At 76.0% G+C, this 12,819-nt stretch carries 16 protein-coding genes and 1 tRNA gene; 10 read left to right on the top strand and 7 right to left on the bottom strand.

The window, feature by feature from the left end:
* Window positions 1-75 precede the first annotated feature (75 nt).
* Complete coding sequence (locus ACI8AA_RS06265; protein ID WP_457043637.1) at window positions 76-702, bottom strand: antibiotic biosynthesis monooxygenase; 627 nt, start codon at window positions 700-702, stop codon at window positions 76-78.
* 140 nt (window positions 703-842) lie between these two features.
* Complete coding sequence (locus tag ACI8AA_RS06260; RefSeq protein ID WP_457043636.1) at window positions 843-1,409, bottom strand: hemerythrin domain-containing protein; 567 nt, start codon at window positions 1,407-1,409, stop codon at window positions 843-845.
* 127 nt (window positions 1,410-1,536) lie between these two features.
* Here ACI8AA_RS06260 and ACI8AA_RS06255 point away from each other — a divergent pair.
* The 4 genes from ACI8AA_RS06255 to ACI8AA_RS06240 all read left to right on the top strand — a co-directional run bounded on the left by ACI8AA_RS06255 (window position 1,537) and on the right by ACI8AA_RS06240 (window position 3,657).
* Window positions 1,537-1,613: transfer RNA gene (locus tag ACI8AA_RS06255), tRNA-Met, on the top strand.
* A gap of 128 nt (window positions 1,614-1,741) precedes the next feature.
* On the top strand, window positions 1,742-2,020 hold the full coding sequence (locus ACI8AA_RS06250; RefSeq protein ID WP_457043635.1) for a GNAT family N-acetyltransferase: 279 nt from the start codon (window positions 1,742-1,744) through the stop codon (window positions 2,018-2,020).
* A gap of 102 nt (window positions 2,021-2,122) precedes the next feature.
* Window positions 2,123-3,472, top strand: coding sequence for a cytochrome P450 (locus ACI8AA_RS06245; RefSeq protein ID WP_457043634.1), 1,350 nt, complete (start codon window positions 2,123-2,125; stop codon window positions 3,470-3,472).
* Window positions 3,472-3,657: a ferredoxin gene (locus ACI8AA_RS06240; protein ID WP_457043633.1), complete on the top strand. Its 186-nt coding sequence runs from the start codon at window positions 3,472-3,474 to the stop codon at window positions 3,655-3,657. The genes ACI8AA_RS06245 and ACI8AA_RS06240 overlap by 1 nt, the downstream gene beginning before the upstream one ends.
* 6 nt (window positions 3,658-3,663) lie before the next feature.
* On the opposite strand, the gene ACI8AA_RS06235 is transcribed toward ACI8AA_RS06240, so the two are convergent.
* Window positions 3,664-3,933, bottom strand: a complete 270-nt coding sequence (locus ACI8AA_RS06235) for a helix-turn-helix domain-containing protein (protein WP_457043632.1) — start codon at window positions 3,931-3,933, stop codon at window positions 3,664-3,666.
* 43 nt (window positions 3,934-3,976) lie between these two features.
* On the opposite strand from ACI8AA_RS06235, the gene map reads away from it, so the two are divergent.
* The gene (gene map, locus ACI8AA_RS06230; protein WP_457043631.1) at window positions 3,977-4,747 is read left to right on the top strand and encodes a type I methionyl aminopeptidase; all 771 of its coding nucleotides are present in this window, start codon (window positions 3,977-3,979) and stop codon (window positions 4,745-4,747) included.
* A gap of 3 nt (window positions 4,748-4,750) precedes the next feature.
* Here map and ACI8AA_RS06225 read toward each other — a convergent pair whose 3' ends face one another.
* Both ACI8AA_RS06225 and ACI8AA_RS06220 read right to left on the bottom strand, forming a co-directional pair.
* On the bottom strand, window positions 4,751-5,899 hold the full coding sequence (locus ACI8AA_RS06225) for a cystathionine gamma-synthase (RefSeq protein ID WP_457043630.1): 1,149 nt from the start codon (window positions 5,897-5,899) through the stop codon (window positions 4,751-4,753).
* On the bottom strand, window positions 5,896-7,278 hold the full coding sequence (locus ACI8AA_RS06220) for a cystathionine beta-synthase (protein WP_457043629.1): 1,383 nt from the start codon (window positions 7,276-7,278) through the stop codon (window positions 5,896-5,898). The genes ACI8AA_RS06225 and ACI8AA_RS06220 overlap by 4 nt, the downstream gene beginning before the upstream one ends.
* Window positions 7,279-7,461: 183 nt before the next feature.
* Here ACI8AA_RS06220 and ACI8AA_RS06215 point away from each other — a divergent pair, with 183 nt between their 5' ends.
* Window positions 7,462-8,241 (top strand): aldo/keto reductase, encoded by a 780-nt coding sequence (locus tag ACI8AA_RS06215; protein ID WP_457043628.1) that lies wholly within the window; start codon window positions 7,462-7,464, stop codon window positions 8,239-8,241.
* Window positions 8,242-8,244: 3 nt separating this feature from the next.
* Here ACI8AA_RS06215 and ACI8AA_RS06210 read toward each other — a convergent pair whose 3' ends face one another.
* Complete coding sequence (locus ACI8AA_RS06210; protein ID WP_457043627.1) at window positions 8,245-8,742, bottom strand: hypothetical protein; 498 nt, start codon at window positions 8,740-8,742, stop codon at window positions 8,245-8,247.
* Between the two features lie 98 nt (window positions 8,743-8,840).
* Between ACI8AA_RS06210 and ACI8AA_RS06205 the strand changes: the two genes are divergently transcribed.
* From ACI8AA_RS06205 to ACI8AA_RS06190, 4 genes are all read left to right on the top strand, one after another.
* Entirely contained in the window at window positions 8,841-9,851 is a 1,011-nt protein-coding gene (locus tag ACI8AA_RS06205; RefSeq protein ID WP_457043626.1) for an aldo/keto reductase, read from the top strand.
* The gene (locus ACI8AA_RS06200; RefSeq protein WP_457043625.1) at window positions 9,848-10,351 is read left to right on the top strand and encodes an XdhC family protein; all 504 of its coding nucleotides are present in this window, start codon (window positions 9,848-9,850) and stop codon (window positions 10,349-10,351) included. The genes ACI8AA_RS06205 and ACI8AA_RS06200 overlap by 4 nt, the downstream gene beginning before the upstream one ends.
* Complete coding sequence (locus tag ACI8AA_RS06195) at window positions 10,348-11,664, top strand: FGGY family carbohydrate kinase (protein WP_457043624.1); 1,317 nt, start codon at window positions 10,348-10,350, stop codon at window positions 11,662-11,664. The genes ACI8AA_RS06200 and ACI8AA_RS06195 overlap by 4 nt, the downstream gene beginning before the upstream one ends.
* 87 nt (window positions 11,665-11,751) lie before the next feature.
* Entirely contained in the window at window positions 11,752-11,940 is a 189-nt protein-coding gene (locus tag ACI8AA_RS06190; protein WP_456929268.1) for a hypothetical protein, read from the top strand.
* Between the two features lie 50 nt (window positions 11,941-11,990).
* On the opposite strand, the gene ACI8AA_RS06185 is transcribed toward ACI8AA_RS06190, so the two are convergent.
* A complete protein-coding gene (locus ACI8AA_RS06185) occupies window positions 11,991-12,800 on the bottom strand; it encodes an inositol monophosphatase family protein (protein WP_457043623.1) in 810 nt (269 codons plus the stop codon).
* Between the last annotated feature and the right edge of the window lie 19 nt (window positions 12,801-12,819).

Raw genomic sequence — 12,819 nt, 5'->3', positions numbered from 1 at the left:
AAACCACCAGCCCCCCGCCCCCCCCCGCGCGGGGGGGGGGCCCGGGGCCCGTTCCGCGCCCTGGGGTGCCCGGGGTCAGACGGTCTCGGGCACCCGGAGATGGGCGACCACGAGATCCATCTCGGCGACGTCGAGGATGTCGATGCCCATCGTGTCGACTGCGCCCTCCCGCAGCCTGCGCGCCTGGTCCCGCGTCCCCTCCAGGTGCGCACGGTCCTCGAACACGACCGTGCCGACGGCGCGGGCGCTGTCCCGGTCGACGAGCAGGCTCAGGCTGCAGAAGCCGGGCAGCTCCTGGAGCCGCGGCATCAGGGTGGTGCGGTACACCTCGAGGATCTGGTCGACCCGGGCCGGGTCGCCGCGGCTCCAGGTGAGCCGTGCGCAGGCGCCGTCCCCGGCGGTGTGCTCGCGGTGCAGGACGGCGATCTCCCACTCCTGCACCTCGAGATCCTCACCGGTCCCGAAGCGCTCCCTCAGGTGCTCGCGCATCGGGTGCACGCGCTCGGCGCTGGCCCGCATCGCCTCCTGGTCCTCCCACGCCGACGTCGCGATGCAGCGGCCGGACTCCCGGTCGCACAGCATCGACAGGCCGACGCAGCCGTCCATGTCCTGCAGGGCCGGCCACACCTCGTCGCGTACGTAGGCGATCGCGTCGTCGAGCGAGCCGGGGTTGGCGCGGATGGTGGTGGATCGGGCGTACATGCCGCCCCCCTCTCGGACCGGCGGCGGTGCCCCTGCGGCATCGCCGCGGGTCGAGCGTCCTCCCGCGCCCGACGGCGGACAAGGTCCCCGACACCGTGCGGGGCCCCGGCCCGCCGGCCGGAGGGCCGGGGCCCGGTGCCTCAGGTGTTGTCCGACCGGCCGGTCAGCGCGTCGCGGAGCCGGTCCACCATCCCGACGCCCGGTCCCACGGTCTTGTGGAACAGCGCGCTGTGCGGCGCCGACGGGTGCGGCCGGGTGGGCGCGGCCTTCTTCGCCGCCTCCACCTTCCGGCCGATCTCCACGAGCTGGTCCGGGCTCAGCCGGGCGCGCAGCTGGGGGAACTGCTCGGTCTCCTCGTCGGAGACGTGGTGGCGCAGCACCTGCTCGAGGCGGCCGAGGGTCTCCAGGAACCGGGGGTCGGCGGAGTCGACGTCCTCGAGCTCCTTCATCACCTCCACCAGCTGCTGGTGTTCCTGGATGTCGTCCTGGACCGCGGCCTCGCCGTCGGGCAGGTGCTCGCGCACGGCCGGGTAGACGAACATCTCCTCGGCGACCGAGTGCCGCATCAGCTCGGCGATCACGGTGTCGGCCATGTCCCGCCGCTCGGCGGGGTCGGCGGCGGGGATGCGGCCGACAAGGTCGAGGACCTCGTGGTGGTCGGTGGTGAGGATCTCGACGACGTCCTGGTTGCCCGTACTCGCGGTCATCGGGTGCCTCCGGGGGCCGGAGCGCTGCCGGGCGGCGGCTCACCCGGTCCCGGCGGTCCTACCCGGGTGGCGCTGCCCACACCCCCCGCAGCGGCCCCGGAGAGGCGTGTACAGTGGGTCCTACCGACGCGGGGTGGAGCAGCTCGGTAGCTCGCTGGGCTCATAACCCAGAGGTCGCAGGTTCGAATCCTGTCCCCGCTACCACGGCACGAGGGCCCCGGAGCAGACGCTCCGGGGCCCTCGTCGCGTCCTGGGGTCGTCGGCGGGGACAGCGGTCGCCGGCGGGAACAGGGCGGACCCCCGCCGGGTTGCGGAACGGCATGGAGCCGACGGTGCAGGACGCCCCCGAGTCCGAGCGTTACGAGATCCGCGACGGCGACCGCCTGCTGGGGCTGGCCGCCTACTCCCGCCGGGGTGCGCAGGTGGTCTTCACCCACACCGAGATCGACCCCGACGCCGAGGGGTCCGGGCTGGGCGGCAGGCTCGTCCGGGCGGCCCTGGACGACGTCCGGTCGCGCGGGGAGACGGTGGTCCCGCGCTGCTCGTTCGTCCGCGGCTGGATCGAGCGGCACCCCGAGTACGGCGACCTGGTCGACCGCGGCGACGCCTGACCCGCCGGCGGCCGCGCGGCACGTGCGCGGGTGTGTTGCCTGTCACACGGCGTCCTCTCTAGGTTGACGGTCACTGCTGACCGTTCGGCGAGGAGGTCGTCCGTGAGCGTCGAGGCCCCGATCCCGCAGACGGAGCCCGGTGCGGAGGTCGTCGACCCCGCCGGCGTCGACCTGTCCGGCGTCGACCTGTCCGGCGTCGACCTGTCCGGCGTCGACCTGTCCGACCGGGACTGGTGGACCCGCCCGCCGGCCGAGCGGCACGCGGCCCTGGACCGGCTCCGCCGGGAGCGCCCCTTCGCGTTCTTCGCCGAGCCCGACCTCCCCGGCATCCCGGCCGGCCCGGGCTACCACGCCGTCACCCGCTACGCCGACCTCGAAGCGATCAGCTCCCGGCCGGCGGTGTTCTGCTCCGGCGAGGGCGCGGTGTCGATGCAGGACGTCCCGGCCGAGCTGAACGAGTTCTACGGCTCGCTGATCAGCATGGACGACCCGCGGCACGCCAAGATCCGCCGGATCGTCTCGAAGACGTTCACCCCGCGGATGCTCGAGCGGACCCTGGACTCGGTACGTGCCGTCGTCGACGACGTCCTGGCGCGGGCCCGGGCGACGGCCGAGGCGAACGGCGGCGTCGTCGACGTCGTCGCCGACATCGCCGCACCCATCCCGCTGCGGGTCATCTGCGACATGATGGGCGTCCCCGAGGCCGACCGGCCGGCGGTGCTGGCCAACTCGAACGTCATCCTGTCCGGCGGCGACCCCGAGCTCATCGAGAACGACGACCCGCTGACCGCCTTCCTCACCGCCGGCATGGAGATGGCCGCGCTGATGGAGCGGCTGGCCGCCGAGCGGGTGACCGAGCCCCGCGACGACCTCACCACCGCGCTGGTCACCACCGAGGTCGACGGCGAGCGGCTGTCCCACCAGGAGATCGCCTCGTTCTTCATCCTGCTGCTGGTGGCCGGCAACGAGACGACCCGCAACGCCATCTCCCAGGGCCTGCTGGCGCTGTCGGAGTGGCCGCAGGAGCGGGCGCGGTGGGCCGCCGACCCCTCGCTGGACCGCACCGCCGTCGAGGAGGTCGTGCGCTGGGTCAGCCCGGTCACCTGGATGCGCCGCACCGCCACGCAGGACGGCGAGGTCGGCGGGCACCGGTTCACCGCCGGGGAGAAGTTCCTGCTGTTCTACGCGGCGGCCAACCGCGACCCCGAGGTCTTCGCCGACCCGCAGCGCTTCGACGTCGGCCGCGACCCCAACCCGCACGTCGGGTTCGGCTCGAAGGGTCCGCACTTCTGCCTCGGCGCGCACCTGGCCCGCCGCGAGCTGCAGGTGACCTTCCGGGCGATCTTCGACCAGCTGCCCGACCTCGAGGTCACCGGCCCGCCCGACCGGCTGGCGTCCTCGTTCGTCAACGGCCTCAAGCGGCTGCCGGCCCGGCTGGGCGGGACCCGCTGATGCGGGTCGCCGCGGACCGCGAGCTGTGCGTGGGCTCGGGGCAGTGCGAGCTGCTCGCCCCGGACGCCTTCGAGGTCGACGACGACGGCGCGGTGCGGGTGCTGCAGGAGACGCCGGACGACGGGGACGCCGCGCGCGACGCCGTGCAGCAGTGCCCGACCGGGGCGCTGTCGATCGCCGACTGAGCGCTCTCAGGCGGAGAGCGCGGCCCCGGTGCCCGGCGCGGTGAGGTCGGCGGCCAGCCGGTCGAGCGGGACGTCGAGCGCGCGGGCCAGCGCGGCGACGGTGAAGAACGCCGGGGTGGGCACCCGCCCGGACTCGATCTTCCGCAGCGCCTCCAGGCTCACCCCGGAGGCGGCGGAGACCTCGGCGGGGGAGCGGTCGCCCCGGGCGGCCCGCAGCAGGGCGCCCAGCCGGCGGCCGCGCTCGCGCTCCTCGGGGCTCAGCGGCGGTCGTACCATGGCGTGATAGTAATACCGGGATACCAATCCCGGGAGGACCACGATGATCGAGCTGCGCACGCCGGGCGAGCTGGAGGCCATGCGGGCCGCCGGGGCGGTGGTGGCCGACATGCTCGCCGCCGTCCGCGCCGCGGCCGCCCCCGGCGTCCGGCTGACCCGCCTGGACGCGGTGGCCCGCGACGTCCTCGCCGACGCCGGCGCCACCTCGCCGTTCCTCGGCTACGCCCCGCACGCGACCACCCCGCCGTTCCCGGGCGTGGTCTGCCTGTCGGTCAACGACGTCGCCCTGCACGGCATCCCGACCACCCGGGAGCTCGAGGACGGCGACCTGCTGAGCGTCGACGCCGGCGCCACGCTGGACGGCTGGGTCGGCGACTCGGCGGTCACCTTCCCGGTCGGCACCGCGCGCCCGGAGGACCTCGCGCTGGTGGCGACCGCCGAGCGCGCGCTGGCGGCGGGCATCGCGGCGGCCGTCGTCGGCAACCGGGTGGGCGACGTCTCGGCGGCGATCGGGGCGGTCGGCCGGGCGGGCGGCTGCGGCATCAACACCGACCAGGGCGGGCACGGCGTCGGCCGCACCATGCACGAGGCGCCGCACGTGCCCAACGAGGGCCGGGCCGGCCGCGGCGTGCCGCTGCGCGCCGGGCTGGTGATCGCGATCGAGCCGTGGTTCCTCGCCGGCGGCAGCGACGACTACCGGGTGGACGCCGACGGCTGGACGCTGCGCAGCGCCGACGGCAGCCGGGCCGCGCACGTCGAGCACACGGTCGCGGTCACCGAGGGCGGCCCGAAGATCCTGACCCTTCCGCGCTGACGCTCAGGCCAGCGCCTGCTCCAGGTCGGCGAGCAGGTCGTCGACGTCCTCGATGCCCACCGACAGGCGCACCAGGTCGCCCGGCACCTCCAGCGGCGAGCCGGCCGCGCTGGCGTGCGTCATCCGGTGCGGGTGCTCGATCAGCGACTCGACCCCGCCCAGCGACTCGGCCAGCGTGAACAGCCGCGCCCGCTCGCAGACCCGCAGCGCCGCCTCCTCGCCGCCGGCCAGCCGGAACGACAGCATCCCGCCCGAGCCGGACATCTGCTTGACCGCGATGTCGTGGCCGGGGTGGTCGGGCAGGCCGGGGTAGAGGACGCGGGACACCCCGGGATGCCCGGTGAGGTACTCCGCGATCCGGGCGGCGTTGGTCTGGTGCCGCTCCATCCGCACGCCGAGGGTCTTGATCCCGCGCAGCACCAGCCAGTCCGACAGCGGGCCGGACACCCCGCCCATGGCGTTCTGGTGGTAGGCCAGCTGCTCGGCGAGGTCGGCGTCGCGGACGACGAGCGCGCCGCCCACGACGTCGGAGTGCCCGCCGAGGTACTTCGTCGTCGAGTGCACGACGACGTCGGCGCCCAGGGTCAGCGGCCGCTGCAGGTAGGGGCTGGCGAAGGTGTTGTCGACGACGAGCAGCGCGCCGGCCTCGTGGGCGACCTCGGCGGTGAGCGCGATGTCGGCGATGGTGAGCAGCGGGTTGGTCGGCGTCTCGCACCAGACCACGCGGGTGGCGCCGGGCCGGATCGCCGCGCGCAGGGCGTCGGCGTCGTTGAGGTCGACGGGGGTGTGCTCGACGCCCCAGCGCGAGACGACCCTCGAGATGAGCCGGAACGTGCCGCCGTAGGCGTCGCCGCCGAGGACGACGTGGCTGCCCGGCTGGCACACGGTGCGCAGCAGGGTGTCCTCGGCGGCCAGGCCGGAGGCGAACGCCAGGCCCGCGGTGCCCTCCTCGAGGGAGGCCAGCAGCTGCTGCAGGGCGTCGCGGGTCGGGTTGGCGCTGCGGGCGTACTCGTAGCCGTTCCGCAGCCCGCCCACGCCGTCCTGCTTGAAGGTGGTGGCCAGGTGCAGCGGGACGACGACGGCGCCGGTCGCCGGGTCGGGGTCCTGACCGGCGTGGATGGCGCGGGTGTCGAAGCCGTCGAGCCCGGTCACCGGGTCACCCCCGCCAGGTGGCCGAGCACGTCCTGCCGGGTGACCACGCCCGCGGGCTTGCCGTCGACGTGCACCACGAGCGCGTCGGCCTCGCCGAACTCGGCCACCGCGGCGCTGACCGGCTCGCCGGAGCCGATGATCGGCAGCGGCGCGGACATGTGCCTCTCCACCCGGTCCGACAGCGAGGCACGGCCGGCGAACAGCGCGTCGAGCAGCACCTTCTCGTCCACCGAGCCGACGACCTCGCCGGCGGTCACCGGCGGCTCGGCCCGCACGACCGGCATCTGGCTGACGCCGTACTCGCGCAGGATGTCGATGGCGTCGCGGACCGTCTCGTTCGGGTGGGTGTGCACCAGCACCGGCGTCGCGCCGTCCTTGGCGGCGAGCAGCTCGCCCACCGTCTCGCCGGTGGCGACGTCGAGGAAGCCGTAGTCGGCCATCCACCGGTCGTTGAAGATCTTGTTGAGGTAGCCGCGGCCGCCGTCGGGCAGCAGCACCACCACGACGTCGTCGGGACCCAGCTCCTCCGCCGCCCGCAGCGCGCCGGCGACGGCCATCCCGCAGGAGCCGCCGACCAGCAGCCCCTCCTCGCGGGCCAGCCGCCGGGTCATGCGGAAGGAGTCGGCGTCGGAGACCGGGACGATCTCGTCGGCGACCGAGCGGTCGTAGGCCTCGGGCCAGAAGTCCTCGCCGACGCCCTCGACCAGGTAGGGCCGGCCGGTGCCGCCGGAGTACACCGACCCCTCGGGGTCGACGCCGACGACCCGGACCCCGCCGTCGCTGACCTCCTTGAGGTAGCGGCCGATGCCGCTGATCGTGCCGCCGGTGCCGACCCCGGTGACGAAGCAGGTCACCTTCCCCTCGGTCTGCTCCCAGATCTCCGGGCCGGTCGTCTCGTAGTGCGAGCGCGGGTTGGCCGGGTTGGCGTACTGGTCGGGCTTCCAGCCGCCGGGGGTCTCGCGGGCCAGCCGGTCGGAGACGGAGTAGTACGACCGCGGGTCGGACGGGTCGACGGCGGTGGGGCAGACGACGACCTCGGCGCCGTAGGCCCGCAGCACGTTGATCTTGTCCTGGCTGACCTTGTCGGGGCACACGAAGATGCAGCGGTAGCCGCGCTGCTGGGCGACCAGCGCCAGGCCGATCCCGGTGTTGCCGCTGGTCGGCTCGACGATCGTCCCCCCGGGCTCCAGCTCCCCGCTGGCCTCGGCGGCGTCGACCATCCGCACGGCGATCCGGTCCTTCACCGAGCCGCCGGGGTTGAGGTACTCGACCTTGGCCAGCACCAGCGGCGCGTCCGGGCCGAGGTCGGCGGTGACCCTCGACAGCCGGACCAGCGGGGTGCCGCCGATCAGGTCGACGACGGACTCGGCGTACTGCACGCGGACCTCCTCGCCGGCGCTCCGGGCGGGCGCCGTGTGTCCCATCCCACCACTCCGCCGGCTTCCCGGCCGCGCCGCCGTCCCGTCCGCCCCCGGGCCGCCGCCCGCCGGCGACGGGTTCCTGACCGGGTCCGTCCGCTCAGGACGCGTGTCGCCGCCCGCCGGCCCGGGCAGGGCTGCGGCATGACCGCGCCCCTCCCGTCCGCGCCGCTGGCCGGCGGCGGCAGCATGCCGCTGCTCGGCTTCGGCACCTGGCAGATGACCGGCAGCACCTGCTACGACGCCGTCCGCACCGCCCTGGACGCCGGCTACCGGCATCTGGACACCGCGACGATGTACCGCAACGAGGCCGAGGTCGGCCGGGCGCTGCGCGACTCCGGCGTCGACCGGGACGAGGTCTTCGTGACCACCAAGCTGCCGCCGCGCGAGGCGGGCCGGGCCGACCGCACGCTGGCGGCGTCGCTGGACGCCCTCGGCCTCGACGCGGTCGACCTGTGGCTGGTGCACTGGCCGCCCGGCAGCTCCGACGAGGGTCTGTGGGAGCGGTTCGTCGCCGCCCGCGAGGACGGGCGGGCACGGGCGGTCGGGGTCAGCAACTACTCCCTGGACGCGGTGGACCGGCTGACCCGGGCGACCGGTGTGACTCCGCAGGTGAACCAGGTGAGCTGGGCGCCGGCGCTGTACGACCCGGCGGTGGAGGACGGGCACCGGGAGCGCGGCGTCGTCCTCGAGGGCTACAGCCCGTTCAAGAACACCGACCTCGGCGACCCGGTGCTGCGGGAGGTCGCCGACGCGCACGGCGTCACCCCGGCGCAGGTGGTGCTGCGCTGGCACGTCGAGCACGGCGTGGTGGTGATCCCGAAGTCGGCCACCCCGGAGCGGATCCGCGCCAACCTCGAGGTCGGCGGCTTCGCGCTGTCGGCCGAGGAGGTCGCCCGCGTCGACGGCCTGGCGCGCGGCTGAGCCCTACCCGGCGTCCGGGGCCGGGGCGACCGGGCGCCGGGGCTCGCCGGCCAGCGCCGGCCGGACGTCGATCATCGGGGCCACCAGCCCCGTCGTCGGCCGGGTCACCGGGGTGAGGGAGGGCGCCGATGTCCGCCGCCGCCGGGAGCGCAGGGCGGTGAGCAGGTCCAGCGCCGCCAGCACCGAGGCGCCGACGACGACGTTGCGCAGCCGGCGCTCCCGCTCCCCGCGCCGGTTCTGCAGGGCGACGCCCATGACGGCCAGGTCGACGGCGTCGCCGGCGACGCGGGTCCACGCCCAGCCCGGCCGGCCGGCGAGCAGGCCGGCGGCGTGCGCGAGCTCCCGGGCGCCGACGGCGGTGACCACCGGCAGCGCGACGGGGGAGTCGTCGACGCCTGCGAAGCGGGCGACGGCCGCGGGCGAGGCCAGCATCGAGGTGCCGAGGCCGAGGCTGGCCAGGCCGAGCAGTCGGGCCGTGCGGCGGGCGGGGCGCGCGCTCATGGGGTCCTCCCGGGTTCGGTCGTCCGGGCGGCTACCCGGGCACCCGGACCGGAAACGGCCGGTGGCGGGGCCGCTCGCGGCGGGACGAGGATGCGGGCATGACCTCTCCTGCGTCTCCCCGGACCCTCGGCCGGGACGGCCTGGTCGTCTCCGCCCTCGGCCTGGGTTGCATGGGCATGAGCCAGATGTACGGCGCCGCCGACCGCGACGAGTCGATCGCCACCGTCCACCGCGCGCTCGACCTCGGGATCACCTTCCTCGACACCTCCGACGTCTACGGCGACGGGCACAACGAGGAGCTCGTCGGCGAGGCGATCCGGCACCGGCGCGACGAGGTGCAGCTGGCGACGAAGTTCTCGCTGAGGCGCAACGACCGCGGGGGCATGGACATCGACGGCCGGCCGGAGAACGTGCGCGCCTGCGCCGAGGCCAGCCTGCGCCGGCTCGGCGTCGACGTGATCGACCTCTACTACCAGCACCGGGTGGACCCGCGGGTGCCGATCGAGGACACCGTCGGGGCGATGGCCGAGCTCGTGCAGCAGGGCGAGGTCCGGTACCTGGGCCTGTCGGAGGCGTCCGCGGCGTCGGTCCGCCGGGCGGTGGCCGTGCACCCGATCGCGGCGCTGCAGAGCGAGTGGTCGCTGTGGACGCGGGACCTGGAGACGGAGGTGCTGGGTGTCGCGCGCGAGGCGGGCATCGGCATCGTGCCGTTCAGCCCGCTCGGTCGCGGCTTCCTCACCGGCGCGATCACCAGCCCCGACGACTTCGCCGACGACGACTGGCGGCGCACCCACCCGCGGTTCACCGGGGAGGCGTTCGCGGCGAACCTGCGCCTGGTCGACGCCGTCCGCGCGCTGGCCGCGGAGAAGGGCTGCACGCCCGGGCAGCTGGCGCTGGCCTGGGTGCTCGCGCAGGGCCCCGACGTCGTCCCGATCCCCGGTACCAAGCGGCGGTCCTACCTGGAGGAGAACGCCGGCGCGCTCGCCGTCGAACTGTCGGCCGACGACCTCGCGCGGCTCGGCGAGATCGCCCCGCCGGGGGTCGCCGTCGGCGGCCGGTACGCCGACGCCGGGTACGCCTACGGCGACAGCCCGGAGCGCGCCGCGTGAGCGACCCGGCCTGCGGCGTCGCGCACGGGGCGCCGGCCGCCCCGGCGACCGACCGGGTGCTGGTCGCGGTGTTCGCCTCGCCGGTCGCGGAGGTGCTGCTGCGCTGGGGCGCCGAGCTCGGCTTCCGCACCGCGCTGGTCGACCCGGCCGGCGGGGACGGCGCCCGCACGCTGGCCGACCTCGAGGACCCCCTCGACCTCGACCGGGCCGACGTCGTGGTCACCGACCACCACCGTCCCGAGCTCGGCGAGGTGCTGCGCGACGCGCTGGCCCGCCGGGTCCGCTGGGTCGGCGTCATGGGCAACCCGCGGCACGAGGGCCCCCACGTGGCGGCGCTGGCCGCGCTCGGCGTCCCGCCGGAGGAGGTGGCCCGGGTGCACCGGCCGATCGGGCTGGACATCGGCTCCCGGGCGCCGGCGGAGATCGCGCTGAGCACGCTGGCCGGGCTGCTGGCCGACCGCACCGGCCGCTCCGGCGGGTTCGCGCACGGCCCACGGTGAGCGCCGTCCTGCTCGGTGCCGATCTCGGCACCAGCGGGCTCAAGCTCGTCGCGCTGGACGAGGACGGCGGCACCGTCGCCGAGGCCGAGGCCGGCTACCCCGTGGACAGCCCGCACGAGGGCTGGGCCGAGTGCGCCGTCGGCACCTGGCGGGCGGCGTTCGACGACGCCCTGGCCCGGCTGCTGCCCGCGCTGGGCGGCCGGCCGGTGGACGGGCTGGGCCTGTCCGGCCAGATGCACGGCACGGTGCTCGTCGACGACGCCGGCGCCGCGCTCGCGCCCGCGGTGCTGTGGCCGGACCGGCGGGCCGCCGCGGAGGTCGGCCGGTGGCGGGCGCTGCCGGCTCCCGACCGCGCCGCGCTGGCCAACCCGCTGGTGCCGGGCATGACCGGCCCGGTGCTGGCCTGGCTGGCGGCGCACCGGCCCGGCCTGGTCGACCGCGCCGCCGCCGTCCTGCTGCCCAAGGACGCCCTCCGCGCCACACTGCTGCCCGGCACCGACCCGCGCGTCACCGACCGCAGCGACGCCTCGGCCACGCTGCTGTGGGACGTCGTCGCCGACGGCTGGTCCGCCGCCGCGCGGGCCGCGGCCGGGGTGCCGCCCGGCCTGCTCCCGGCGGTGCGGCCCTCGGCGGAGGTGGCCGGGACGGCGGTGCTCGGCGGGGCGGAGGTCCCGGTCGTCGTCGGCGGCGGGGACACCCCGCTGGCGCTGCTCGCGGCCGGCACGACGAGCGGGCTGCAGGTCAACCTCGGTACCGGCGCGCAGGTGCTGCGGCCCGGCTGGACGCCCGTACCGGCCGACGACCCGCCGGTGCACGGCTACGCCGACGCCGAGGACGGCTGGTACGCGATGGCCGCGCTGCAGAACGGCGGCTCGGCGTGGACCTGGGTGGCCGGCGTGCTCGGCGTCCCGCCCGCCGCGCTGTTCGACCTGGCCGCGACGTCGCCGCCGGGGGCCGGGGGAGCGGTGTTCCGGCCGTTCCTCACCGCCGAGCGCGGCGGGGTGGCCGGGCCCGGGGACCGCGCCGGCTGGTCCGGCCTGGGCGCCGGCACCACCCGCGCCGACCTCGCCCGGGCCGCCGTCGAGGGGGTGCTGTCCGCCGTCGCCGCGGCGGCCGGGCTGCTGGGGGAGGTGCCCGACGGTCCCGTCGTCCTGACCGGGGGCGGGGGACGCGCGCCGCTGGTGCGGGAGACCCTCGCCGCCCTGCTCTGCCGGCCGGTGACGTACCTGCCGCTGCGCAGCGCGTCCGCGGTCGGGGCGGCGGTGTTGGCCGGGCGCGGCGCCGGCCTGCCGGTCGAGCCGCGGCGGGCCTGACCGGCCGCATGGAACGGAGCCGGTCCGGGCACCGTTGATCCCGGCAGGAGGGCCCAGCACGGGCCCCGGCGAGAGGAGGCACGCGAGATGGCGTCGGTGTTCGACAAGGTGGCCCAGTTCGCCCGCAGCCCGAAGGGTCAGCAGACCCTCAAGCAGGTGTCGGCCAAGGCCCAGCAGCTGGCGAAGGACCCCAAGACCAGGGCGCGGATCGACGACGCCCGCCGCCGGTTCACCGGTGGCCGCGGCACCGGCGGGGGCCCGCGGCCCACGGCCTGAGCCACGACGCGACGGCGGCCCCTCCCCGGGATCGGGAGGGGCCGCCGTCGTCACCGGGCAGCGGGGTCGGGCAGGCGCAGGTGCGCCAGCGCGGCCTCGTGCAGCGCGCCGTTGGTGGCCAGGGCGCTGCCGCCGGCCGGGCCGTCGGCGCCGGTGAGGTCGGTGAACCGCCCACCGGCCTCGCGCACGATGACGTCGAGCGCGGCGAGGTCCCACAGCGACACCTCGGGCTCGCAGGCGACGTCGACCGCGCCCTCGGCCAGCAGCACGTAGCTCCAGAAGTCGCCGTAGGCGCGGGTGCGCCACACCGACCGCGTGAGGTCGAGGAAGCCGTCGAGCAGGCCGCGCTCCTCCCAGCCGGACAGGCTGGAGTAGGACAGGCTCGCGTCGCCGAGGTCGGTGATGCCGGAGACGTGGCACCGGGTGGCCGACTCCAACCGGCGCCCGGTCCAGGCGCCGACGTCCTTGGCCGCCCACCAGCGGCGGTTCAGCGCCGGCGCCGAGACCAGCCCGACGACCGCCTCGTCGCCGTCGAACAGCGCGATCAGGGTCGCCCACACGGGCACGCCGCGGACGAAGTTCTTCGTCCCGTCGATCGGGTCGAGCACCCAGCGCCGCGGGCCGTGCCCGGTGACGCCGAACTCCTCGCCGAGCACGGCGTCGCGGGTGCGGGCCCGGGCGAGGGTGATCCGCAGCTGCTCCTCGACGGCGCGGTCGGCGTCGGTGACCGGCGTCAGGTCCGGCTTGGTCTCGACGGTGAGGTCGAGGGCCCGGAACCGCTCCATGCTGATGGAGTCCGCCTGGTCGGCCAGCACGTGCGCCAGGTGCATGTCCCCCGTGAAGTCCCGGCCCGGTGTCATGGGCACCGAACCTAGCGGG

The sequence above is a fragment of the Geodermatophilus sp. SYSU D01180 genome (assembly GCF_054050415.1).
Note: the sequence above shows the minus strand (reverse complement) of the source record. Positions and strands in the feature narration are given on the sequence as shown.